Origin of the sequence: Weizmannia sp. CD-2023 (genome assembly GCF_036225245.1) — a bacterium.
Classification (GTDB): Bacteria; Bacillota; Bacilli; order Bacillales; family Bacillaceae_C; genus Weizmannia; species Weizmannia faecalis.
The window spans coordinates 16,739-39,697 of record NZ_JARTJQ010000096.1 but is presented as its reverse complement, the minus strand read 5'-3'; the positions used below and the strand labels follow the sequence as shown (position 1 = coordinate 39,697).

Genomic DNA, 22,959 nt, shown 5'->3' with positions numbered 1-22,959 from the left:
GCCACTGCTTCCTTGTCATAGTTTTCAAACCTGGCGAATAGATTGTACTATCCATGAACCAAACTGTATGTTTTGAAAGCAGGGATGAAGAATGGAAGATTTGCTGGGCATTTTGCCGAAATCCTTATCCAACCAGCTGGAAAAGTTGGGGGATATACTCGAAGATGTGGAAGAAATCCGCATCCGCGTAAACCGCCCGCTTGAAATTACTTCAAAAGGAATCCCGCATTTTTTGCGCTACATGCCAACGGAGAGCGATGCCGAGCAGCTGATCAGCCGGCTTGCGAATTTCTCCTTTTACGCCCTTGAAGAAGAGCTGAAAAAGGGATATGTCACGATCAGCGGCGGGCACCGTGTCGGATTCGCGGGGAAAGTCATTCTTGAAAATGGACAAGTAAAGGCGATCCGCTATTTTTCATCTTTTAATATCCGGATTGCCCGGGAAAAAATCGGAACTGCAGATCCTTATCTTTCTGCCCTTCACAACGGGCACTGGTTGTCCGCGATGATCATCGGGGCGCCACAGACCGGGAAAACGACATTTTTAAGGGATATCGCACGGCTGATTTCAACCGGGATCCCGGAACGCGGCATTTCGCCCGCCAAAGTGGGAATTGTCGACGAACGGTCTGAAATTGCCGGCTGCGTCCACGGCATCCCGCAACTCCATTTCGGGCCAAGGGTCGATGTGCTGGATGCCTGCCCGAAAGCGGAAGGGATGATGATGCTGATCCGGTCGATGAGCCCGGATGTCATCATCGTGGATGAGATCGGCCGCGAAGAAGATGCGGCGGCAATTATGGAGGCGGTAAATGCGGGCATTTCGCTCGTCATGACAACGCACGGGGAAAACTTCCGGGATATAAATAAGCGCCCGATTTTAAAGAAAATCCTCGAATTGTATGCGTTTGACCGTTTTCTCGAACTGTCGCGGGGGAGCCGGCCGGGAAGGGTAACAGCAGTCCGGGATGCGGAAGGGAACATCATTCGTACCGGTGAAGGTGTTTCCCGTGCTTAAACTTTTTGGAGCAGCACTGATTGTGTTCGCCACCAGTTTCATCGGCTTTGAGGCAGCGAAACGGTTAAGCGAACGCCCCCGCCAGCTAAGAATTTTTCAAAGCGCGCTTCAAGCACTGGAGGTGGAAATCATGTACGGGCATACCCCGCTGCATGAAGCGGCAAGAAAACTGTCAGACCAGCTTCCGGATCCGGCTGCCGCCTTCTTCCGTTCCTTTGCCGGCCAGTTGACAACATTGGAAACAACGGTAAAAGAAGCATGGGAAAAAAGCCTTGACGGGATTTGGGAAATGACGGCCCTGAAAGAAAATGAGTATGAAGTATTGCGGCAACTCGGGGAAAACCTGGGCAAACATGACCGCTATACCGAGCAAAAGCAGCTGCTCCTGGCCCTTTCACATTTGGAACGGGAAGAAAAAGAAGCGCACGAAAGGCAGCTCCGCTATGAAAAAATGGCAAAAAGCCTTGGCGTCCTCACGGGTTTACTGATCGCTATTTTACTGATCTGAGAGATGCACGGATCATATTGGGGGAAAAGCAATGGGCATTGATGTGGATATCATTTTTAAAATTGCCGGGGTCGGGATTGTCGTCGCATTTCTCCACACGATTCTTGACCAGGTTGGCAAAAAAGAATATGCGCAATGGGTTACGCTTCTCGGTTTTCTTTACATTTTGTTTTTAGTGGCATCCATCGTAGGGGATTTGTTTTCCAAAATCAAAACGGTCTTTCTTTTTCAGTAAGCCGGGAAAAAAGGGGGGATTTCCCATTGAAATTTTGCAAATTGCGGGTGTGGCGCTCATCACGACTTTCCTTGCGCTCATATTAAAAGAGCAGAAACCGAATTTTGCCTTTTTGCTGACGCTTTTTGCCGGCTGTTTTATCTTTCTATTTCTGGTGGACAAGATATATGAGATCATCCGCCTGCTGCAAAAAATTGCCCAAAAAGGGAATGTCGACACGATGTATATCGAAACGATCCTGAAAATTATCGGCGTCGCTTATATCGCCGATTTTGCATCCAATATTACAAAAGATGCCGGGCAGGGGGCACTTGCGGCAAAGGTGGAGCTGGCCGGCAAAATCATAATTTTAACAATGGCCATCCCCATTCTTACCGTGCTGATTGAAACGATTGTCAATCTCGTTCCGCGTGCAGGGAGTTGAGAATATGGGGCGTAAAAAAATGTGCATCGCGCTTTTCATTCTGTTTGCCTTCTGTTTCTTCGCACAGCCGGCATCCGCCGCTTCGGAAAATACGGATAAACAGGAGAACATTCCGGAAAAAATGGTCGATGAACAACTGAATCAATTGGACTTATCAGAACTGAAAAACTACTGGGATGAAATTGTCAGCAAATACGGCGGATACTTGCCGGAAAGCCAGAAAGGGAGCCTTATGGATTTTATGAAAGGCGAAAAGCATTTTTCTTTGCAAGCCTGGCTGAAAGGGCTGCTTTCGTATATTTTTCAGGAGCTGCTGATCAATGCAAAACTATTAGGCTCCCTCATCATTCTTACGATTCTGAGCATCCTGCTGGAAAACCTGCATCATTCGTTCCAGCAAGGGACGATCAGCAAAATTGCGTATGCGGTTGTTTTCATGGTGCTCGTCATTATTGCCCTGAACAGTTTTCATGTCGCCCTTCAATATGCGCTTGAGGCGATCCGGACAATGAAAGGTTTTATCCTGGCGCTGATGCCGCTCTTGCTGGCGCTGCTTTCCACATCGGGCGGTGCCGGATCGGCAGCCTTTTTTCACCCGGTCATTATTTTTCTCTCCGGCACAAGCGGCATGCTGGTCGAGATCATCGTGCTGCCGCTTCTGCTGCTTTCAACGCTCTTAGGTGTCGTCAGCACCCTCTCGGAACAGCACAAAGCAACACAGATGGCCGGTCTGTTGCGCAATCTCGGGATCGGCATACTCGGCGCTTTTATGGCTGTGTTTTTAGGCGTCTTGTCCGTTCAGGGGACGGCAACGGCGGTGATGGATGGGCTTGCGGTCAGGACCGCAAAATTTGTGACCGGCAATTTTGTCCCGGTTGTCGGGCGGATGCTGACGGATGCCGCCGATACGGTGATCAGCGCTTCCGTCCTTTTGAAAAATACGCTCGGCATTGCAGGTGTCGCCATTGTGCTGCTCATTGCGGCGTTTCCGGCTATCAAAATTTTCGCCATGTCGTTCATGTTCAAGCTCGCTTCCGCCCTTTTGCAGCCGCTCGGCGGGGGGCCGGTCATCAGCTGTCTTGATATCATCAGCAAAAACATGCTGTACGTATTTGCCGCCCTCGCGATTGTGACCATCATGTTTTTTCTCAGCATTACGATCATCGTTACGGCGGGCAATCTTACGATGATGATGCGTTAAGGGGGGAGACCTGTGGACGTTTTGACAAAATGGGTGCTGAATATCATCATTTTTATCCTTTTGGCGACCATAACGGACATGCTTCTGCCTGACTCCGGGATGCGGAAATATACAAAGCTTGTGACCGGGCTTTTGCTCATTGCCATCATCGTCACACCCGTATTCCGGCTCTTTTCCACAGATCCTGCCATATGGATAGAAAAATTCGGGGATTCCAGTACTTCAAGCCCGTCTGCGGAAGAAAATGCGCTTGAAACGAAGAAAAAAGAAATAAATGACATGCAGCAGGAATATACATTACAACAAATGGCTGTCCAACTGAAGCAGGATGTGGAAGGGGAGGTAGAGGAAGCGTTTGGAAAATCGATTTCAAAAATCACGGTCGAGTGGAAAGACGGGGCCAAAAGCGGGGATCTTACCGCTTTAAAAGCGTCAAACGTAAAAAAAATCCACGTCTATCTGGAAGCGCAAAACGAAAAAGAGACTGTTGCTGCCATTAAACCGGTTGAAATCGGGACGGATAAACAAACAGAAAAACAAAGCACACGGGAGCAGCAATCGATCATTGCCATGTTGTCAAATCGCTGGAAAATCAATAAAGAAAAAATTGATCTCCGTTTCGAAGGGGGGCTTGAAAACGAAAATGGATCGTAACCAGGGACCGTTCAAAAAACTGAAAGAAAAATGGCTGCCATCCGGCCCGCCGGATAAAAAGAAAAAGCTTGTGTTGTTAACCGTACTATTGATCTCCGGTCTCGGGATGATGTTTATCAACGACCTTTTCGGGACTTCAAGCGAAAAAAACGAAGCGCTGACTGCATCTTCACCCGTAAAAACGGCAGGCGGAAAAGGGACAGCCGCATTCGGTGCAGGCACTTCCAAAAAATCAAAATCGATCTCCACGTACGAAAACCAATATGAGAAAGAACTGAAAAGCATTCTGGAACAAATCAAGGGCGTCGGTTCCGTAAACGTCCAAGTGAATGTGGCCACATCAGAAAGCAAAGTGTACGAAAAAAACGCCACCATCCGGAATGAAACGACAACCGAAACAGATAAAAACGGCGGGGAACGGAAAATTGACAGCATTTCAAAAGATGATAAAGTCGTCATCGTCCAAAACGGGGACAAGGAAGTGCCGCTTGTAACGGAAACCAGGAAGCCGGAGATCACAGGGGTGTTAGTCGTTTGCGAGGGTGGCGGCGACGTCTCCATCCAAAAATCGGTAAAAGAAGCTGTTGCAAGCGCCCTTGATATCGCAAGTTACCGTGTTTCCGTCATGCCAAAAAAAGAATGAGGAGGAATGGGTATGCTTTTGAAAAAACAAACGGTCTGGCTGTTGACCATGTTAAGCCTTGTTGTGGTTTTGTCCGTGTACTATGTGACGGCGGAACCAAAAACGACGAATCAGGTTACCCGGCAAGAAAAAGAAAAGGAATCTGCGGCAACGAAGGAAAAGGCTTCCGGTTCGCAAAAAATCAAATTGACAACAAAGTCTGCCAGTGATGAAGTGTTTGAGACGCTCCGCCTTGAGCGGCAGGATGAAATGAGCAAAAAGCAGGAAGAACTGACCAATAAACTCGCATCGACCGACCTGACGCCGGATGAAAAAAGCAAGGCAATGGATGAAATGAAAAAATTAACGGAGACGGCGAATAAAGAACAGGTTTTAGAAAGCCTGATCAAAGCAAAAGGATATGAGGATGCGCTCGTTCAGGCAGACGGCGATGAAGTGGTCGTGACCGTCAAATCGAAAAAGCACGATAAAGCGGCTGCAAATGAAATCGTCAAGCTTGTGAACCAGGAATTGGGCAATACGCCAAAACTGGCCGTGGAATTCCAGACAAATTAAGGAAAGCCAGAATAGGGGGCGGTTACAGCCCTTTTTTCTGTGCGGAAAACAAGGGAGATTGCTTTTTTGCCGGGCTTTTTTTCTATATTTAAAAAATGATTGAAAAATGATTGAAAAATAGATTTGCGCGTGATTTTAAATTTCCGTAAAACGCTTCCTCCTTTTTGCGCCAAGCGGGGAAGGGCATTTTTGCAATGTGCCGGGAATCCGTTTTTTATACAAATGATTGAATTTTCGCCTCCGGTTATCGTATGATATGGATAGTTATTTATTCATAAATTGTTAACAATTTTAGAAGCTGAAAAAACGAAGGAGTGTCATATATGCTGAAAGTAGAGGAAATCCAGGCTTTGATCGAGCTTGTGGACCGTTCAAACCTCGATGAATTTGAATTTGAAAACGACGGGACCGTCATCAAAATGAAGAAAAACACCGGCGTCCAAGTCATTGAACGCCCGGTGCGTGAAGTGGCTCAGGTTTCCGCACCCCCGCAAATGCCTGCGCAGCCCCGCCAGCTTGCAGAAAACCCGCAGCCTGAAGCTCCGGCGCAAGCAGCCGACGAAAATCTGCATAAAATCGTGTCGCCGATGGTCGGCACCTTTTACCAGGCGGGTTCCCCGGAAGAAGAACCGTATGTGCAAATCGGCTCCAAAGTCAGCCCGAATACGGTTGTATGCATGATTGAAGCGATGAAGCTGTTTAACGAAATCGAAGCGGAAGTGGAAGGGAAAATTGTAGATATCCTCGTCAAAGACGGGCAGCTTGTTGAATTTGGCCAGCCGTTATTTTTGGTAAAGACAAAGTAAGGAGCGGACTTTCATGATTAAAAAAGTTTTGATTGCAAACCGGGGCGAAATTGCGGTCCGGATTATCCGTGCCTGCCGCGACCTCGGGATCGAAGCCGTTGCCGTTTATTCGGAAGCGGACAAAAATGCGCTGCATGTCCAGCTTGCCGATGAAGCGTACTGCATCGGCCCGAAAGCATCGAAAGACAGTTATTTAAATTTTGCCAACATCATCAGCGCAGCAACTTTGACAGGCTGTGACGCGATCCATCCCGGTTACGGATTCCTTGCCGAAAATGCCGATTTTGCCGAGCTTTGCCGCGAATGCAATATTGAGTTTATCGGGCCAAGCCCGGAAGCCATTGCGAAAATGGGCGCGAAAGATGTGGCACGCGAAACCATGAAAAAAGCGGGCGTGCCGATTGTCCCGGGTTCGGACGGGCTTGTAAAAGATGCAGAAGAAGCAAAAGTAGTCGCACAAAGAATCGGCTATCCGGTGATTATTAAGGCAACGGCCGGCGGCGGCGGCAAAGGGATCCGCGTGGCCTTGAATGAAGAAGAGCTTGTAAAAGGCATCCACATCACCCAGCAGGAAGCCGCGACTGCTTTCGGCAACCCGGGTGTTTACCTTGAAAAATATATTGAAGACTTCCGCCATGTTGAAATCCAGGTCATGGCTGACAAATTCGGCAATGTGATCCACCTGGGCGAACGGGATTGCACCATCCAGCGGCGGCTGCAAAAACTGCTTGAAGAATCCCCGTCCCCGGCGCTATCGAGCGAAATGCGCGAAGAAATGGGGCAGGCTGCCGTGAAAGCGGCAAAAGCTGTTGACTATACGGGGGCCGGCACAATCGAGTTTATTTTCGACCACCGCAACCAGAAGTTTTACTTTATGGAAATGAATACCCGCATCCAGGTGGAACACCCGGTTACAGAAATGGTCACCGGCGTGGATCTCGTCAAAGAACAGATCCTTGTGGCATCCGGTGAACCGTTATCCTTAAAGCAGGATGAGGTCACATGGAACGGCTGGGCAATCGAATGCCGAATCAATGCCGAAAATCCTGAAAAGAATTTTATGCCGTCTGCGGGCAAAATTAATTTTTATCTGCCGCCGGGCGGGATCGGCATCCGCGTGGAATCGGCCGTATACCCGGGTTACAGCATTCCGCCGTATTATGATTCCATGATTGCCAAGCTCATTGCCTACGGGGCGACGCGCGATGAGGCGATTGCCCGCATGAGGCGCGCGCTCAGCGAATTTGCCGTGGAAGGTGTCCACACAACGATTCCGTTCCATCAGCGCCTCCTCGAACATGAAGTTTTTGTCGAAGGGGATTTCAACACGAAATTTCTTGAAAAATATGATGTAATGAAATAACGTGTAAATAGAGGAGGTGTTGAAGATGGCAGAAGACAACCAAATGTTGGAGATGCATCATGATGAAGACGGCCTGGGCAAAGTGGAAATTGCCCCTGAAGTGATTGAAGTCATTGCGGGCATTGCCGCTTCCGAAGTCGAAGGGGTTGCCCAAATGCGCGGCAATTTCGCAAGCGGCGTCGTGGAACGCCTCGGCAGGAAAAACCACGGGAAAGGCGTAAAAGTGGAACTGAATGATGACGGCATTAAAGTCGATGTCTATTGCACCATGAATTTTGGCGTTTCGATTCCGGCGGTTGCCCAGGAAGTCCAGGATAATATCCGTCAGGCTTTGCTCAATATGACCGCCCTGGAAGCGTCGGAAGTGAATATCCATATTGTCGGCATTCAATTTGATACGCAGAAAGCGGAGCCTGAATTTCAGGCGGAAGAGTAAGAGAAAAAGGGTCCGGGCAAAGCGTCCTGGCCTTTTTTTGGTCCTGCCTTTCTGTTACAATAAAAGCATGCGAATTTGAGCTTTTTAAAGGAGTTACTGCCGAATGATGAAAAGAAGAACCGCCCGCGAAAAAGCGCTTCAGGCTTTATTCCAGATGGATATGAATGAAGCGAGCCCGGAGGATGCGATCCGGAATGCGCTGGACGGGCAGGAAAGTGATGATTATCTGGAGAAATTGGTAAACGGAACGGCTACACACCTCGCGGAAATCGACGCCGTAATCAGCCGGCATCTTGAAAATTGGACGCTTGACAGGCTTGCAAAAGTGGACCTCAATATTTTGCGCCTTGCCGCTTACGAACTGATGTACGCGGAGGATGTGCCCGCCAATGTGGCGATCAACGAAGCGCTCGAGATTGCCAAACGGTTTGCAGATGAAAAATCCGCCAAATTTATTAACGGCGTTTTGAACCAAATGAAAGACTCGATTGAATCTGAATAACGGGGGATGGATAATGGGAGCGGAAATCATTGACGGAAAACAACTGGCCGAAGCACTCAGAAAAGAGATAAAGGCGGAAGTGGAGCAGCTAACGCAACAGGGGATTACCCCGGGGCTTGCCGTCATATTAGTCGGGAACGATCCGGCTTCACGTACATACGTCAAAAACAAAGAAAAAGCGTGCCGCGCGCTCGGGATGAAATCCGTTTTAATCGAGCTTCCCGGGGACGTGCCGGAACAGGCATTGCTCGGACATATTGCAACCTTAAATGAAGATCCTGACATTCACGGCATTCTCGTCCAGCTTCCTTTGCCGCCCCATATCAATGCGCAAAAGATCGTGGAAGCGATCAGCCCAGAGAAAGATGTGGACGGTTTCCATCCGGTAAATATCGGAAGGATGATGACGGGCCAGGACGCTTTTTTGCCTTGCACCCCCCACGGGATTTTAAAGATGGTGAAGTCAAAGGACATCCGGATCGAAGGGAAACATGTTGTCGTGATCGGCCGCAGCAATATTGTCGGCAAACCATGCGGCCAGCTGTTCCTCAATGAAAATGCGACCGTCACATACTGCCATTCCAAAACGGCGGATTTAAAATCTTTCACCCGCCAGGCGGATATTTTGGTCAGCGCTGTCGGCAAAGCGAAATTCATCAAAGCGGATTTTGTCAAAGCGGGTGCTGTCGTTATTGATGTCGGGATGAACCGTGACGAGTCCGGGAAGCTGTGCGGGGATGTGGACTTTGATGAAGTAAAGGAAAAAGCTTCCTATATTACCCCTGTCCCGGGCGGCGTAGGGCCAATGACGATTACCATGCTGCTTTCCAATACAGTAAAAGCCGCAAAACGCTTGCGCCGTTAAACAGGCTGCCCTGCCGCTATGGCATTTTTTCTGGAAAACCGCTTTTCGTCCGGAAGTGTGCCGGGAGACATTTGTGCTGGGAGCGGGCGGCATTAAAAGAAAGCTGACTTCCGGCGGGAAGGCAGCTTTCTTCATGCATGAGAAAGGTGGTGGAAAGCGATGCAATATTTATCCGTACACACGCTGACAAAATATATCAAACGGAAATTTGACGCGGACCCTTATTTAAACGATATCCATGTAAAAGGGGAAATTTCCAATTTCAAACGGCATTCAAGCGGCCATATGTACTTTACATTAAAAGATGAAAAAGCGAGACTGCTTTCGGTCATGTTTGCTTCTGCAAACCGGACGTTGAAGTTTATGCCGGAAAACGGTATGAAAGTGCTCGTTACGGGTTCCGTATCTGTTTATGAAGCAGGCGGCAGTTACCAGCTGTATGTGAAAAGCATGCAGCCTGACGGAATCGGCGCACTTTATCTTGCTTTTGAACAGCTAAAAGAAAAACTGGAGAAAGAGGGCCTGTTTCAAAACCGCCGGCCCATCCCGGCTTATCCGAAAGTGATCGGGGTGATCACATCGCCGACAGGGGCTGCTGTCCGCGATATCATCACCACCATCAGGAGAAGATATCCGGTTGCTGAAATCATTTTACATCCGGCCCTTGTCCAAGGGGAAAATGCAGCCCCTTCGATTGTAAAGGCAATTGAACAGGCAAACCGGATCGGCAAAGCGGATGTGCTGATCGTCGGAAGGGGCGGCGGTTCCATCGAAGAGCTGTGGGCTTTTAATGAAGAAATAACGGCCCGGGCGATCTTTGCGTCAAATATTCCGGTGATTTCTGCTGTCGGCCATGAGACGGATTTTACGATCGCCGATTTTGCGGCAGACTTACGGGCACCGACGCCGACTGCTGCAGCTGAACTTGCTGTTCCCCATATTGATGACGTACGGGAAAAAATCTTGCATTTAAAGACGCGGCTTATACGAAACATGCGGGAGAAAGTACGCTATGAAAAAAGCCGGCTTGCTTACCTTGAACGGTCGCCCGTTTTGACAAATCCTTACCGGCTCATCCGCCAGCAAATCGAGCAGGCTGATCGCCTTACAGATCGCCTGCACAGGGAAGCGGGGCGCTTAATCGGTACAGCGGAGGAACAAACCCGCAATCTGCACGGCCGGCTTTTGCGCAACCGTCCTGAACAGAAACTGCTGCAGGCGCGGCGGAATTTCACGAGCCTTGAAGCAAACCTCGTGAAGCAAATGCAAGCGGTCTTGCGGGAGAAGCAGCATCGTTTTGCCAAAAATATTTCCGCCCTTGAAGCGCTGAGCCCGTTGAAAGTAATGGAAAGGGGCTACAGTCTGGCTATGGCGGAAGACGGAACGATCCTGAAAAAAACAAGCCAGGCCAAAACGGGTGAAACGATCCGGGTCCGGTTGACGGACGGCGGCCTTTTGTGCACGGTAGATAAAATTGAAAGGGGGAAAAAAGATGGCCGATTCATTAACTTTTGAAGAAGCGATGGTGCAACTGGAAGACATTGTGCGGAAACTGGAAGAAGGGGATGTGCCCCTCGAAGAAGCCATTTCCATTTACAAACAGGGAATGGAGCTGTCCAAATTACTCCACGGAAAACTGAAAAATGTAGAGGAACAGCTGGCAAAAATCATGTCGGAGGATGGCGAAGAGCAGGATTTTGAGATCCGGGAGGAGGAATAACCGTGCAGAAGCCTGCGTATGATGTGAAAGAAATTGAAAAACACCTGGCACAATATATCGCGGATCTTCGTGCGCCTGCTGTATTAAAAGACGCGATGCATTATTCCCTCCAGGCCGGGGGGAAAAGGATCCGCCCCCTTCTTTTGTTGTCAACCGTATCCGCGCTCGGTAAACCGGCTGGTCGGGGCATGCAGACCGCGTGTGCAGTCGAGATGCTCCACACTTATTCTTTGATCCATGATGACCTCCCGGCAATGGACGATGATGATTTGCGGAGAGGAAAGCCGACCAACCATAAAGTATTTGGCGAAGCGGTGGCGATTCTTGCCGGCGACGGCCTTTTGACGCACAGTTTCGGACTGATTGCCGAAGATCCGGGGTTGGATGACGCTTTGAAGGTAAAACTGATTGCGCTCCTTGCAAAATCTGCGGGTCCGGAAGGCATGGTCGCCGGGCAGGTGGCGGATATGGAAGGCGAAAATAAAACACTGACCCTCGAGGAACTACAATATATCCATGCCCACAAAACCGGCAAACTGCTTCGTTTCAGCGTGCTTGCCGGCGCGATGATTGGCGGCGCGTCAACAGAGCAGCTGGAAAAATTCGGGCAATTTGCCGATCATCTCGGCCTCGCTTTTCAAATCCGGGATGACATATTGGATATCGAGGGGGAACAGGAAAAAATCGGCAAGCGGGTCGGCAGCGATGAATCCCGCCATAAAAGTACATATCCGGCTCTTTTAACGCTTGAGGGTGCCAAACAAGAACTCAGGCGCCATACTCGCCTTGCAAAGCAGTGCCTCGCTGAAACCGGCGCTGAAACCGGCGCCTTAATGGAACTGACGGGGATGATCGAAACGCGGGACCATTAACGGCCGTTCATTTGGCGCAAACCGAACGGCCGGAACAGCAAAACCGGCGGCGTTTGTTTAAATGAGGTATTTCTTGTCTAAACGCGTTGATTGTTTATAATAGATGTAAGTGATGCCGTATATTGATGAGGAAAGCGAGTGATCCGCATTGGATCTTGAATCGATCAAGGACCCGTCCTTTTTGAAACAAATGGACATCCCCGCTTTGAAACAACTGAGCGCGGAAATCCGCCGCTTTTTGATTGAAACATTGTCGAAGACCGGCGGGCATATCGGGCCGAATCTTGGTGTCGTGGAATTGACGCTTGCCCTGCATAAATGCTTTGACAGCCCGAATGATAAAATTCTTTGGGACGTGGGACACCAGTCATATGTGCATAAAATTTTAACCGGCCGGGCTGGAGAGTTCGGCTCACTGCGCCAATACCACGGGCTTTCAGGGTTTCCGAAACGGAATGAAAGCATTCATGATGTCTGGGAAACCGGGCACAGTTCCACTTCCTTGTCCGCCGCGATGGGCATGGCGGTCGCCCGCGATTTAAAAGGAGAAAAATCGTATATTGTCCCGGTGATCGGAGACGGCGCGCTGACCGGCGGCATGGCATTTGAAGCGCTCAACCATATCGGCCATGAAAAACGGGATATCATCGTTGTGCTGAATGACAATGAGATGTCGATTGCCCCGAACGTCGGCGCGCTTCACCAGGTGCTCGGCAAACTGCGAACGGCGAATAAATACCGGCGCGCAAAAGATGAACTGGAATTCCTGCTGAAAAAAATTCCGGCTGTCGGCGGAAAGCTTGCGGCCACTGCAGAACGGCTGAAAGACTCATTGAAATATTTGCTTGTCTCCGGGATTTTTTTTGAAGAACTCGGTTTCACTTATTTAGGCCCTGTTGACGGCCATCATTTTGATGCATTGCTCGAAAATATTCAGTATGCCAAAAAGACGAAAGGCCCGGTTCTTTTGCATGTCGTTACCAAAAAAGGAAAAGGATATGAACCGGCCGAAAACGATACGAAAGGCGCCTGGCACGGCACCGGGCAGTATAAAATTGAAACCGGCGATTTTATCAAACCGGCGGATGCCCCTCCTGCCTGGAGCAAACTTGTTAGCGATACCGTCCTCAGCCTTGCAAAGGAAGATGCGCGCATTGTCGCGATTACGCCGGCAATGACAGTTGGTTCGAAGCTGGAACGGTTCCAGCAGGAGCTTCCGGAAAGGGTATATGATGTCGGGATTGCCGAGCAGCATGCCGCCACTTTTGCTGCAGGGCTTGCCACCCAGGGCATGAAACCGTTTTTGGCCATTTATTCGACATTCCTGCAGCGGGCGTATGACCAGGTTGTCCACGACATTTGCCGGCAAAACTTAAATGTTTTCATCGGGATCGACAGGGCGGGCCTTGTCGGCGCGGACGGCGAAACCCATCAGGGCGTATTTGATATTGCTTTTTTACGCAGCCTGCCCAATATGGTGTTAATGATGCCAAAAGACGAAAATGAAGGCCAGCATATGGTATACACGGCTTTAAAATATGACGGCGGGCCGATCGCGATGCGGTTTCCGCGCGGCAATGGCCTCGGCGTAGCGCTTGATGAAGAATTAAAAGAAATCCCGCTTGGCACCTGGGAAGTCTTGAAAGAAGGAAATGACGTGTGCATCCTTACCTTTGGGACGACGATTCCGATGGCCATGGAAGCAGCGAAATTTTTGCAAAAGCAAGGGATATCGGTTAAAGTGGTCAATGCGCGCTTTATCAAACCGCTTGATGAAGCAATGCTCGAAGCCGTTTTCCGCACCGGAATGCCGGTATTAACCGTGGAAGAGGCCGTGCTTGCAGGCGGGTTTGGCAGCGCAGTGTTGGAATTTGCGGGTGATCGTGGCTTCTCTGATCGGATCATTCGCCGTATTGGCATTCCCGACCGCTTTGTCGAGCACGGCAGCGTAAAAGAATTATGGCAGGAAATCGGGCTGACAAAGGACCGGCTGATCCGGGAAGTCCGGCAGATATTGCCTCAAAAACAGCAAAGAAAGGCTTCATTTTAAATGAAAAAAGAACGGGTGGACGTTCTCCTCGTAGAACGCGGATTAATCGAAACAAGAGAAAAAGCAAAAAGGGCGGTCATGGCGGGGCTTGTCTTTTCAAATGAGACCCGCCTTGATAAACCGGGTGAAAAAATTGCTGCTGATGCCCCGCTCATCGTAAAAGGGGATCCCCTTCCGTACGTTTCCCGGGGCGGACTGAAACTGGAAAAAGCGTTGAAAGTATTTGGACTTAATGTAAAAGACAAAATTGTTCTCGATATTGGCGCTTCGACCGGTGGATTTACCGACTGTGCCCTCCAGCACGGTGCCAAAATGTCTTATGCCCTCGATGTCGGTTATAACCAGCTTGCATGGAAGCTGCGCCAGGACGAGCGGGTTGTTGTTATGGAAAGGACAAATTTCCGCTATGTTACCCCGCAGGATTTCACAAAGGGCATTCCGGAATTTGCCTCGATTGACGTGTCCTTTATTTCCCTGTCCTTGATCCTCCCGGTATTAAAAACGCTCCTTGCACCTTTAAGCGATGTGGTCGCCCTGATTAAGCCGCAGTTTGAAGCGGGGCGCGAGCAGGTGGGCAAAAAGGGGATTGTAAAAGATAAAAATGTCCATCGCGAAGTGATCGAAAAAATCATCCAGCTTGCCTTGCGTGAAAACTTTTCGGTGGAAAACCTCTCCTTCTCGCCGATTACAGGCGGGGAAGGAAATATTGAATTTTTAATCCACCTCGTAAAGCCCGCCAGCGAAACAGAAGGCGGCGCCAACCGGTTGCGCGTAACCGTAAATGACGTGGTGGAAGAAGCCCATGCCACGCTCAGGAAGGGATAGACAAAGATTTGGCAGCCTATTGGATAACCGGTAGGCTGTTTTATAATAAAGGCGTTTCGCACCCGGAAAAAAGCCCGTTTACGGATAAAAGCTGCTTGTACATTTGACCGTAAATGCGCTAACATACAAGTAGATGCATATTTACAAAAGAGCATCCTTGAGGTGAGGATATGAATAAAGGACAGCGCTTGATCAAAATCAGGGAAATGATTACCAATTATGATATCGAAACACAGGACGAGCTTGTCGAGCATTTGCGGAATGCCGGCTTTAATGTGACACAGGCCACCATTTCAAGGGATATAAAAGAACTTCATCTTGTCAAAGTGCCGCTCAATAACGGCAGGTACAAATACAGCCTGCCTGCCGACCAGCGCTTTAACCCGATGCAGAAACTGAAACGGGCGCTGACGGATGCGTTCGTCAGCATTGATACAGCCGGGCACCTGATCGTGTTGAAAACGTTGCCCGGCAACGCGCATGCAATCGGCGCTTTGATTGATATTCTGGATTGGGAAGAAATTATCGGCACCTTGTGCGGGGATGATACATGTTTGATCATTTGCAAAAATCACGATGAGACCGAAACGGTTTCGCAACGTTTTTTGGACTTGCTGTAGAAAGTGGTGATGTTTGATTGCTGCAGGAATTATCGATTAAAAATTTTGCCATTATTGATGCGCTAACCCTCTCATTTGAAGCCGGGCTGACTGTCCTGACAGGGGAGACCGGTGCCGGCAAATCGATTATTATCGATGCGATCCAGCTTTTAACAGGCGGGAGAGGGTCATCGGAGTTTGTCCGGCACGGGGAAAACCGTGCTGAGATTGAGGGTTTATTTCTGGTCGAAGACGGCCATCCGTGTATGGAGCGCGCCCGCGAATTCGGCATTGAGATTGAGGAAGGCATGGTGATTTTGCGGCGCGATATATCGAAAACAGGGAAAAGCGTCTGCCGCATCAACGGAAAACTTGTGACGATTTCGGTGCTGCGCGAAATCGGGTCGACTTTAATTGATATCCACAGCCAGCACGAAACGCAGGAACTGCTGAACGAAACGTACCATCTGCCGCTGCTTGACCAGTACGGGCAAAGCGAGATCGAAACGGCCCTCCTTGATTACGAAAAATTATATAAAAAATACGAAGCCGTTTACGGGCGGTTAAAAAGAATGAATGAAAACGACCAGCAGCTTGCCCAGCGCCTTGACCTCATCCAGTTCCAGCATGAGGAAATCCAAAACGCAGGGCTGAGGCTGCATGAAGACGAGGAATTAGCGGAAGAAAAACGAAAACTCGTCAATTTTGAACGGCTGTTTGAATCATTGAACACGGGGTATGAAGCGCTTGCCGGGGAACAGCACGGCCTCGACTGGCTCAGCCTTGCCATGAGCCATCTTGAAACCGCGGCCGAAGTGGATGGCGGGCTCTCTGACATTTTGGAATCCGTCCAAAGTTGTTTTTATACGCTCGAAGACATGTCCCGCTCGATCCGTTCCCGGCTTGACGGGCTTGAATTTGACCCGGAACGGCTTAACGTGATTGAAGCGCGGCTGAATGAGATTAACCAGTTAAAACGAAAATACGGCAGCACGATCGAAGAAATTCTGGAATACGGGTCCAAAATTGAAGAAGAAATTGAATCGATCGTAAACCGCGACCATCATGTAGAGCTTTTGCAAAAAGAACTGCAGACGGTAAAACGCGATCTTTATTTGGAAGCCAAGCAGCTCAGCGATTTGCGCAAAAAATGGGCGGGAAAGCTGACTGAAAATATCCATTCCGAATTAAAGCAGCTGTATATGGATAAAACAAAGTTTGAAGTCCGTTTTCTTGCCACTGCTGATGATTATTATGAGGCGGATGACATTCCGTTCCGGCGCGACGGGCTCGATCAGGTTGAATTTTACATTTCCACCAACCCGGGCGAACCGCTAAAACCGCTCGCAAAAACTGCTTCAGGCGGGGAATTGTCGCGGATTATGCTGGCATTAAAAACGATTTTTTCCCGGCACCAGGGGATCACTTCCGTCATTTTCGACGAAGTGGATACCGGCGTAAGCGGCCGCGTAGCACAGGCGATTGCGGAAAAAATTTACCATATCTCGGTCCATTCGCAAGTCCTTTGCATTACCCATCTGCCGCAGGTTGCCGCCATGGCGGACACGCATCTGCTGATCATGAAAGAAACCGAAAAGGGGAGAACGCGGACAAAAGTCAAGCCTTTGGGGCAGGAAGAAAAAATTAAAGAAATCGGCCGCATGATTTCAGGCGTCGAAATGACAGAGCTGACAAGACAGCATGCGAAAGAGCTTCTCGAACTGGCCGAAGCGATAAAATAAGGGTCCGGTCCGCCTATTTGGAAAAATGGTGGAGCCGGACCCTTTCTATCCAGATTGGGCAGCATTTTTCCCGCAGGCGCTGTTATATTTAAAACGCTTCAAGGCTAAATTAAAATCATAGCCAAAACAAACAAAGGCTAAACAACAGGGTGAACCGGAAGCGAGGAGAGTGGAATGTTTGAACTTTGAAAAAATAAGGAAGCTGACAGGCGGATTTCTCCTTGTTTCACTTTTATTATGCGTTTTTTCGCAGCCTTTTCAACAATATCTTCACTTTCCGAAGCAAGTTCGCTTACTGGAAGGCCAGCAAATCGAGTTTTCTAAATCCGCTGCTGCCGCCGTAATGGCAAGCGGAAACAGCGCGGAAATTCATGCGCATCAACATACGGTTTCTATAAAAGGGAAGTCAGCCGGCAAAGAAGAAATGTTTCTTGAACTGGCAGGCATCCCGGTCAAAAAGACGGAAGTAGAAGTGCATCCAAATATTAAGATGATTCCCGGCGGCCAGTCGATCGGCGTAAAGCTGAATACGCTCGGCGTCCTTATCGTCGGCCATCACCTTGTGCAGACGGACAAAGGGAAGTTTTCTCCCGGTGAACAGGCCGGAATCGAAGTTGGGGACATGATCCTTGAATTGAACGGGAAAAAAATCGAAAATATGTCCGATATTGCACCGATTGTCCAGCAGGCAGGGGAAAAAGGAAACCCGCTGGATGCCGTCATTAAAAGGGATGGACAAACCATCCGGAAAACGATAAAGCCGTTAAAAGATAAAAACGGGCAGTCGTATAAACTCGGGCTTTATATACGGGATTCGGCTGCGGGAATCGGCACGATGACGTTTATCGATCCGAAAACGAAAAAATATGGCGCCCTCGGACATGTCATATCCGACATGGATACAAAAAAACCGATCGTCGTCGAAAAAGGCAGGATTGTCAATTCAGTCGTAACGTCGATTGAAAAAGGCAAAAACGGAAGCCCGGGAGAAAAATTGGCGCGTTTTACCGAAGAAGGTCAAATCGGCAATATAACGAAAAACAGCCCGTTCGGCATTTTTGGACAGCTGGATCCGGACGCAAAAGACAGCACATACGCAAAACCGATGCCGATCGCACTGTCAGACCAGGTAAAGACAGGTCCGGCAAAAATTTTAACGGTTGTGGACGGGAAAAAAGTGGAAGCCTATTCGATTAAAATTGTCAGCACCATTCCGCAAAAATTTCCGGCAACAAAAGGGATGGTCATCAAAATTACCGACCCGGAATTGCTGAAAAAAACGGGCGGCATTGTCCAGGGAATGAGCGGGAGCCCGATCATCCAGAACGGGCGGCTTGTCGGTGCAGTAACGCATGTGTTTGTCAACGACCCGACATCCGGATACGGCGTCCATATCGAATGGATGCTCCATGAGGCAGGCATTTACGGAGGGGGCAGGTCCCCTTCCGCTTTTAAAGAATAATGCACTTATCTATCATTATAATGCGTGAGGACGTTTTGTCCGGGCGATTTACGGCATCCCGGTTTTCAACAAAAAATAATAAATAAAAAAGCAGGAAATTTTCCGCCATTGTCGAAACTTATTCTTGTACAGAGATATGGCTATTTTTTTGAGGAGGACAGTGGCAGTGAAAAAAATCAGAGTGTTTATTGTAGACGACAACCGTGAACTTGTTCGATTGTTAGAAGATTATATATCCCAGCAGGAAGACATGGAAATTTGCGGAACGGCCTACAGCGGGACGGAATGCCTTGAACGGTTAAAAGAGGCGGACCCCGATATTTTGCTTTTGGATATTATTATGCCACATCTGGACGGGCTCGGCGTGCTCGAGAAACTGAAAGAATCGGCTTATTCCCGGATGCCGAACGTCATCATGCTGACGGCTTTCGGCCAGGAAGATGTGACGAAAAAAGCGGTGGAACTGGGCGCATCCTATTTTGTGCTGAAACCGTTTGATATGGACATGCTTGTTTCGCAAATCCGGCAGACAAGCAAAAAAGGCTCCGTGCTGAAATCATCGCCCGGCATGGCAGCTTCCAAACCGGAATCAAAGCCTGTCAATCTCGATGCAAGCATTACGAGCATTATCCATGAAATCGGCGTGCCGGCCCATATTAAAGGCTATATGTATTTACGCGAAGCGATTGCAATGGTGTACAATGATATTGAATTGCTCGGCTCGATTACAAAAGTGTTATACCCCGAAATTGCAAAGAAATACAATACCACTGCCAGCCGTGTTGAGCGCGCCATCCGCCATGCGATAGAAGTGGCATGGAGCAGGGGAAATATCGAATCCATTTCCACCTTATTCGGTTATACGGTTTCCATGACCAAAGCAAAGCCGACAAACTCCGAGTTCATTGCCATGGTCGCTGATAAACTCCGCCTCGAACACAAAGCTTCCTGAAAGGGAAAGGGGCCGGTGCAGTGAGTTGTACCGGCCGGATCCCGTGCGCAAAAGGTTACGCTTTTCTTGTTCGGGGAATATATAATGATGAACGAAATAAACAAAGGATGTGTATCGAGTGACGTTTATTTTTGCCCACCGGGGATCGGCAGGCACACGTCCGGAGAACACAATGGAAGCTTTTTTTGAAGCGGAAAAGGCCGGAGCGGACGGGATTGAACTGGATATTCAGTTGTCAAAAGACGGCGAACTGGTCGTCATTCATGATGAAACGGTCAATCGCACGACAAAAGGCAAAGGGTATGTGAAAGATTTAACGTTTGCTGAACTGCAGTCGCTGGATGTGATTGACCGGTTCGAAACCGGCAAGCCGCTAAGCATCCCGGCACTTGAAGAAGTTTTTGAATGGCTCGCCCAAAACCAGCTTCTCTGCAATATTGAACTGAAGACGGCAAAAGTGGATTATCCGCTGATCGAGGAAAAAGCTGTTTCGTTAATCCGGGCATACCATTTGGAAGAAAGGGTCATTTTTTCTTCCTTTAACCACTATTCCATCATTCAATGCCACCGTCTGGCACCTGAAGTGGAGATTGCCCCGCTGTATTCGGAGGTGATGTTTATGCCATGGGTCTACGCGAAATCGATCCGGGCAAAAGCGATCCATCCGCGTCTTTTGACAACGGCCGACTGGATCATCCGCGCCACCATGAACCACGGTATTGCAGTCAGGCCGTATACAGTGAATAAAGCGAAAGATATGAGAAGGCTGTTTAAAATCGGTTGCACGGCAATCATCACGGATTTCCCGGAAATCGCGGTACAGGAAAGAAAAGCAGAACGGGAAAAAGCATCCGGGCAATAGCCGGATGCTTTATTTTGATGGTTTGCTGAAACGTTTCTGTACCTTTTGGCGCTTTCTGTCTCGGTGCAGAATAAATCCGGCGGTAAAGGCAATGCCGCCGGCAGAGAACAAAAGCCCGGCCAGAAACTGGAGCGTCAGCGAGGAAAACGGGCGGTCCGGAATCCCGAAAACCATATCCCGCATCCATTTGATCCCGTAAGCGGCGGCGATGACCGGCACCGCCAATACAAAAAGTGCCACCAGCCTGCCCATTCCGGCCCCCCTTTAAACCGTTTCCACCATTATAACACCCGGGATTGGACGCAGGCAATGCAGCCCATTGTAAATGTAAGCCCTTTCAAATAAAATAAAATAGCGGAGATCAGCACGAAAAGGGGGAGCAGCGATGCAAAATGTTTTAATCGTTGGCGGGGGGAAAGGCGGAAAAGCGATTTTAAAAATATTGTCCGAGAGCGCACGGTTCCGTGTGGCCGGCATCGTTGATATCAATCCGCAGGCGGAGGGGATCCGGCTTGCCAAAAACATGGGCGTTCAAACCGGAAACAACTGGCACGTTTTTTCAGGCCCCCATGTCGATATTATCATTGAGGTAACCGGGGATGAGCAAGTTTTTCATGAAATCGTTGCAGCGTGCACGGGCCGGATTGTTATTCCCGGCAGTGTCGCCTATTTGATTGCGAAATTGCTGGAGGAAAAAGAAGCCTTAATCCGAAAGCTGGAAAGCGAAACAAAAAAACATGCGCTCATTCTTCAGTCGACGGCAGAAGGCATGACGGTGATTGACAAAAACGGCAGGATCATCTTTATGAACAGGGCCGCGGAAAAGATCAACGGCGTTTCGGCCCGGGAAGTGCTCGGCAAGCCGATCTCAAGCGTGATCCCGAAAAGCCGGCTTGCCCGTGTCCTTGAAACAAAGAAAAGGGAAACAAACGTGGAAATTGAACTGCAAAACGGGGTCAAAATACTCGCCTCCCACATTCCGATGTTTGATGGCGGGGAAGTCGCCGGGGCCATTTCCGTTTTCCGGGATATTACGGAAGCTGTGAAACAGGCTGAGGAGATTACGAATTTAAAAGAAATCAAGATGATGCTGCAGGCCATTATCCATTCAAGCGATGATGCGATTTCCGTTGTCGATGAAAAAGGGCGCGGCATCCTCATCAATCCGGCTTATACAAGAATTACCGGATTGAGCGAAGAGGAAGTCATCGGCAAACCGGCAACAGCGGATATTTCCGAAGGCGAAAGCATGCATTTTAAAGTGCTGCAGACGAAAAAACCGGTACGCGGCGTGAAAATGCGGGTTGGCCCGTTAAAAAAAGAAGTGATTGTCAATGTTGCGCCGGTCATCGTCAACGGCATGCTAAAGGGAAGCGTCGGCGTGATCCATGACGTCTCAGAAATTGAGACATTGACAACGGAATTGCGCCGTGCGAGAAGGCAAATGATGCAGGCTGCTGCGGCAAAATATACATTTGAGGACATTATCCATGCTTCCGATGAAATGAGCATCGCCGTGGAACAGGCCAAACTGGCGGCACAGACGCCTGTGACGATTTTGCTGCGCGGCGAATCCGGCACCGGCAAAGAGCTGTTTGCGCATGCCATCCACCAGGCATCCAGCCGGAAAAACCATAAATTTGTCCGCGTCAACTGTGCGGCCATTGCCGAATCGCTGCTTGAGAGCGAACTGTTCGGCTATGAGGAAGGCGCTTTTTCAGGGGCGAAAAAAGGCGGCAAAAAGGGGTTGTTTGAAGAAGCCGACCGTGGCAGCCTGTTTTTGGACGAAATCGGCGAACTGAGCGCCCATATGCAGGCAAAACTTTTGCGCGTCCTGCAGGAAAAAGAGATTGTGAAAGTCGGCGGCACAAAGCCGGTTCCGGTGGATGTCCGGATTATTTGTGCCACGCATGCCGATCTTGAAAAAGCTGTTGCAGAAGGAAAATTCCGGGAAGACTTATATTACCGGCTCGACCGGATGCCGATCCGGATTCCGCCGCTCAGGTCGAGAAAACAGGAGATTCCGTTACTGGCCAGGCGCCTCATCCAAAAAATCAATCAGGATTACGGCCGGAATGTAGAAGGCATCACAAGCAGAGCGCTTTCCATCCTGCACCGCTACGACTGGCCGGGAAACGTCCGTGAATTGGAAAATGTGCTCGGGCGCGCCATCATTTTTATGGGCTTCCATGAAAAATCGATTGATGCAGTCCATCTTGACGGGCTTGGTTTATCCCCGGGAAAACGCGAGGAAAAGCAAGGAGCGGCCGACATACCCGAAAAAGGCAGCCTCGATGAAATGCTGTCCGCTTTTGAAAAGCAGCTGATCCAAAAAGCGCTCGAAGAAAATGCCGGAAACAAAACGAATACGGCAAAGCAGCTTGGCATTTCACTGAGAAGCCTGTACTATAAATTGGAAAAATACCGGCTTGCAAAAATCAGCATGCAATAATTTGCATATTCGTGCAAAAAGTAGCAAACTGGTAAACGGAAGTTTATTTTTTTAAGCCCCGCTCTTTTCGCCATTTCTGCATGAAAAGCGGAAACAGGAAAACAATGCGAAAGTGGCATTCTTTTTGCATTTTCAACAGTGAAGGCTGGCCCGTGATCCCGGAAAAAGCGGTGTGCCGTTTTAAAAAGAGGCATCGGGATGTCCGTTTTACAG

Annotated in this window: 25 protein-coding genes; 24 read left to right on the top strand and 1 reads right to left on the bottom strand. The window is 49.2% G+C overall.

Annotation, left to right across the window (positions count from 1 at the left end):
* The first annotated feature begins 91 nt into the window (after window positions 1-91).
* The 23 genes from spoIIIAA (at window position 92) to P9687_RS14215 (ending at window position 20,294) form a co-directional block, all read left to right on the top strand.
* A complete protein-coding gene (gene spoIIIAA / locus P9687_RS14325) occupies window positions 92-1,018 on the top strand; it encodes a stage III sporulation protein AA (RefSeq protein WP_061565226.1) in 927 nt (308 codons plus the stop codon).
* The gene (spoIIIAB, locus tag P9687_RS14320) at window positions 1,011-1,526 is read left to right on the top strand and encodes a stage III sporulation protein SpoIIIAB (RefSeq protein ID WP_061565225.1); all 516 of its coding nucleotides are present in this window, start codon (window positions 1,011-1,013) and stop codon (window positions 1,524-1,526) included. The genes spoIIIAA and spoIIIAB overlap by 8 nt, the downstream gene beginning before the upstream one ends.
* 31 nt (window positions 1,527-1,557) lie before the next feature.
* The gene (gene spoIIIAC, locus P9687_RS14315; protein ID WP_013859618.1) at window positions 1,558-1,761 is read left to right on the top strand and encodes a stage III sporulation protein AC; all 204 of its coding nucleotides are present in this window, start codon (window positions 1,558-1,560) and stop codon (window positions 1,759-1,761) included.
* Window positions 1,762-1,795: 34 nt separating this feature from the next.
* Entirely contained in the window at window positions 1,796-2,185 is a 390-nt protein-coding gene (spoIIIAD, locus tag P9687_RS14310; protein ID WP_014098055.1) for a stage III sporulation protein AD, read from the top strand.
* 4 nt (window positions 2,186-2,189) lie between these two features.
* Window positions 2,190-3,386: a stage III sporulation protein AE gene (gene spoIIIAE, locus P9687_RS14305; protein ID WP_061565224.1), complete on the top strand. Its 1,197-nt coding sequence runs from the start codon at window positions 2,190-2,192 to the stop codon at window positions 3,384-3,386.
* A 12-nt stretch (window positions 3,387-3,398) separates the two neighbouring features.
* A complete protein-coding gene (gene spoIIIAF / locus P9687_RS14300) occupies window positions 3,399-4,040 on the top strand; it encodes a stage III sporulation protein AF (protein WP_014098057.1) in 642 nt (213 codons plus the stop codon).
* A complete protein-coding gene (spoIIIAG, locus tag P9687_RS14295; protein WP_014098058.1) occupies window positions 4,030-4,683 on the top strand; it encodes a stage III sporulation protein AG in 654 nt (217 codons plus the stop codon). Before spoIIIAF ends, spoIIIAG begins: the two co-directional genes overlap by 11 nt.
* A gap of 12 nt (window positions 4,684-4,695) precedes the next feature.
* Window positions 4,696-5,238 carry a SpoIIIAH-like family protein gene (locus P9687_RS14290; RefSeq protein ID WP_013859613.1) on the top strand — a complete coding sequence of 181 codons (543 nt, stop codon included), beginning with the start codon at window positions 4,696-4,698 and terminating at the stop codon, window positions 5,236-5,238.
* 323 nt (window positions 5,239-5,561) lie between these two features.
* Window positions 5,562-6,044 carry an acetyl-CoA carboxylase biotin carboxyl carrier protein gene (gene accB / locus P9687_RS14285; protein ID WP_061565223.1) on the top strand — a complete coding sequence of 161 codons (483 nt, stop codon included), beginning with the start codon at window positions 5,562-5,564 and terminating at the stop codon, window positions 6,042-6,044.
* A gap of 13 nt (window positions 6,045-6,057) precedes the next feature.
* Window positions 6,058-7,407 carry an acetyl-CoA carboxylase biotin carboxylase subunit gene (accC, locus tag P9687_RS14280; RefSeq protein ID WP_035187991.1) on the top strand — a complete coding sequence of 450 codons (1,350 nt, stop codon included), beginning with the start codon at window positions 6,058-6,060 and terminating at the stop codon, window positions 7,405-7,407.
* A gap of 25 nt (window positions 7,408-7,432) precedes the next feature.
* A complete protein-coding gene (locus P9687_RS14275; protein ID WP_013859610.1) occupies window positions 7,433-7,843 on the top strand; it encodes an Asp23/Gls24 family envelope stress response protein in 411 nt (136 codons plus the stop codon).
* A 106-nt stretch (window positions 7,844-7,949) separates the two neighbouring features.
* Entirely contained in the window at window positions 7,950-8,345 is a 396-nt protein-coding gene (gene nusB / locus P9687_RS14270) for a transcription antitermination factor NusB (RefSeq protein ID WP_035188155.1), read from the top strand.
* Between the two features lie 13 nt (window positions 8,346-8,358).
* Window positions 8,359-9,210: a bifunctional methylenetetrahydrofolate dehydrogenase/methenyltetrahydrofolate cyclohydrolase FolD gene (gene folD, locus P9687_RS14265; RefSeq protein ID WP_035187994.1), complete on the top strand. Its 852-nt coding sequence runs from the start codon at window positions 8,359-8,361 to the stop codon at window positions 9,208-9,210.
* A 159-nt stretch (window positions 9,211-9,369) separates the two neighbouring features.
* Entirely contained in the window at window positions 9,370-10,725 is a 1,356-nt protein-coding gene (gene xseA, locus P9687_RS14260) for an exodeoxyribonuclease VII large subunit (protein WP_017550508.1), read from the top strand.
* Complete coding sequence (locus P9687_RS14255) at window positions 10,703-10,930, top strand: exodeoxyribonuclease VII small subunit (RefSeq protein ID WP_013859605.1); 228 nt, start codon at window positions 10,703-10,705, stop codon at window positions 10,928-10,930. Before xseA ends, P9687_RS14255 begins: the two co-directional genes overlap by 23 nt.
* A gap of 2 nt (window positions 10,931-10,932) precedes the next feature.
* The gene (locus tag P9687_RS14250) at window positions 10,933-11,802 is read left to right on the top strand and encodes a polyprenyl synthetase family protein (protein ID WP_017550507.1); all 870 of its coding nucleotides are present in this window, start codon (window positions 10,933-10,935) and stop codon (window positions 11,800-11,802) included.
* Between the two features lie 148 nt (window positions 11,803-11,950).
* A complete protein-coding gene (dxs, locus tag P9687_RS14245; protein WP_014098066.1) occupies window positions 11,951-13,852 on the top strand; it encodes a 1-deoxy-D-xylulose-5-phosphate synthase in 1,902 nt (633 codons plus the stop codon).
* Window positions 13,853-14,677 carry a TlyA family RNA methyltransferase gene (locus P9687_RS14240; protein WP_014098067.1) on the top strand — a complete coding sequence of 275 codons (825 nt, stop codon included), beginning with the start codon at window positions 13,853-13,855 and terminating at the stop codon, window positions 14,675-14,677.
* A gap of 170 nt (window positions 14,678-14,847) precedes the next feature.
* A complete protein-coding gene (gene ahrC / locus P9687_RS14235; protein ID WP_035187997.1) occupies window positions 14,848-15,297 on the top strand; it encodes a transcriptional regulator AhrC/ArgR in 450 nt (149 codons plus the stop codon).
* A gap of 17 nt (window positions 15,298-15,314) precedes the next feature.
* A complete protein-coding gene (gene recN, locus P9687_RS14230) occupies window positions 15,315-17,018 on the top strand; it encodes a DNA repair protein RecN (protein ID WP_035187999.1) in 1,704 nt (567 codons plus the stop codon).
* 178 nt (window positions 17,019-17,196) lie between these two features.
* Window positions 17,197-18,480 carry a SpoIVB peptidase gene (gene spoIVB, locus P9687_RS14225; RefSeq protein ID WP_061565222.1) on the top strand — a complete coding sequence of 428 codons (1,284 nt, stop codon included), beginning with the start codon at window positions 17,197-17,199 and terminating at the stop codon, window positions 18,478-18,480.
* Window positions 18,481-18,646: 166 nt separating this feature from the next.
* Complete coding sequence (gene spo0A, locus P9687_RS14220) at window positions 18,647-19,432, top strand: sporulation transcription factor Spo0A (protein ID WP_061565221.1); 786 nt, start codon at window positions 18,647-18,649, stop codon at window positions 19,430-19,432.
* A gap of 118 nt (window positions 19,433-19,550) precedes the next feature.
* Window positions 19,551-20,294: a glycerophosphodiester phosphodiesterase gene (locus P9687_RS14215; protein WP_061565220.1), complete on the top strand. Its 744-nt coding sequence runs from the start codon at window positions 19,551-19,553 to the stop codon at window positions 20,292-20,294.
* Window positions 20,295-20,303: 9 nt separating this feature from the next.
* On the opposite strand, the gene P9687_RS14210 is transcribed toward P9687_RS14215, so the two are convergent.
* Window positions 20,304-20,546: a DUF2627 domain-containing protein gene (locus P9687_RS14210; RefSeq protein ID WP_061565219.1), complete on the bottom strand. Its 243-nt coding sequence runs from the start codon at window positions 20,544-20,546 to the stop codon at window positions 20,304-20,306.
* Window positions 20,547-20,679: 133 nt separating this feature from the next.
* On the opposite strand from P9687_RS14210, the gene P9687_RS14205 reads away from it, so the two are divergent.
* Window positions 20,680-22,746, top strand: coding sequence for a sigma-54 interaction domain-containing protein (locus tag P9687_RS14205; protein ID WP_061565218.1), 2,067 nt, complete (start codon window positions 20,680-20,682; stop codon window positions 22,744-22,746).
* The last annotated feature ends 213 nt before the right edge of the window (window positions 22,747-22,959 follow it).

Bases quoted from the DNA above. Each gene is read 5' to 3' on its own strand.
- spoIIIAA (WP_061565226.1), top strand. From the start codon at position 92: ATGGAAGATTTGCTGGGCATTTTGCCGAAATCCTTATCCAACCAGCTG.
- spoIIIAC (WP_013859618.1), top strand. From the start codon at position 1,558: ATGGGCATTGATGTGGATATCATTTTTAAAATTGCCGGGGTCGGGATT.
- spoIIIAE (WP_061565224.1), top strand. From the start codon at position 2,190: ATGGGGCGTAAAAAAATGTGCATCGCGCTTTTCATTCTGTTTGCCTTC.
- spoIIIAG (WP_014098058.1), top strand. From the start codon at position 4,030: ATGGATCGTAACCAGGGACCGTTCAAAAAACTGAAAGAAAAATGGCTG.
- P9687_RS14290 (WP_013859613.1), top strand. From the start codon at position 4,696: ATGCTTTTGAAAAAACAAACGGTCTGGCTGTTGACCATGTTAAGCCTT.
- accB (WP_061565223.1), top strand. From the start codon at position 5,562: ATGCTGAAAGTAGAGGAAATCCAGGCTTTGATCGAGCTTGTGGACCGT.
- accC (WP_035187991.1), top strand. From the start codon at position 6,058: ATGATTAAAAAAGTTTTGATTGCAAACCGGGGCGAAATTGCGGTCCGG.
- P9687_RS14275 (WP_013859610.1), top strand. From the start codon at position 7,433: ATGGCAGAAGACAACCAAATGTTGGAGATGCATCATGATGAAGACGGC.
- nusB (WP_035188155.1), top strand. From the start codon at position 7,950: ATGAAAAGAAGAACCGCCCGCGAAAAAGCGCTTCAGGCTTTATTCCAG.
- folD (WP_035187994.1), top strand. From the start codon at position 8,359: ATGGGAGCGGAAATCATTGACGGAAAACAACTGGCCGAAGCACTCAGA.
- xseA (WP_017550508.1), top strand. From the start codon at position 9,370: ATGCAATATTTATCCGTACACACGCTGACAAAATATATCAAACGGAAA.
- P9687_RS14255 (WP_013859605.1), top strand. From the start codon at position 10,703: ATGGCCGATTCATTAACTTTTGAAGAAGCGATGGTGCAACTGGAAGAC.
- P9687_RS14240 (WP_014098067.1), top strand. From the start codon at position 13,853: ATGAAAAAAGAACGGGTGGACGTTCTCCTCGTAGAACGCGGATTAATC.
- ahrC (WP_035187997.1), top strand. From the start codon at position 14,848: ATGAATAAAGGACAGCGCTTGATCAAAATCAGGGAAATGATTACCAAT.
- P9687_RS14210 (WP_061565219.1), bottom strand. From the start codon at position 20,546: ATGGGCAGGCTGGTGGCACTTTTTGTATTGGCGGTGCCGGTCATCGCC.
- P9687_RS14205 (WP_061565218.1), top strand. From the start codon at position 20,680: ATGCAAAATGTTTTAATCGTTGGCGGGGGGAAAGGCGGAAAAGCGATT.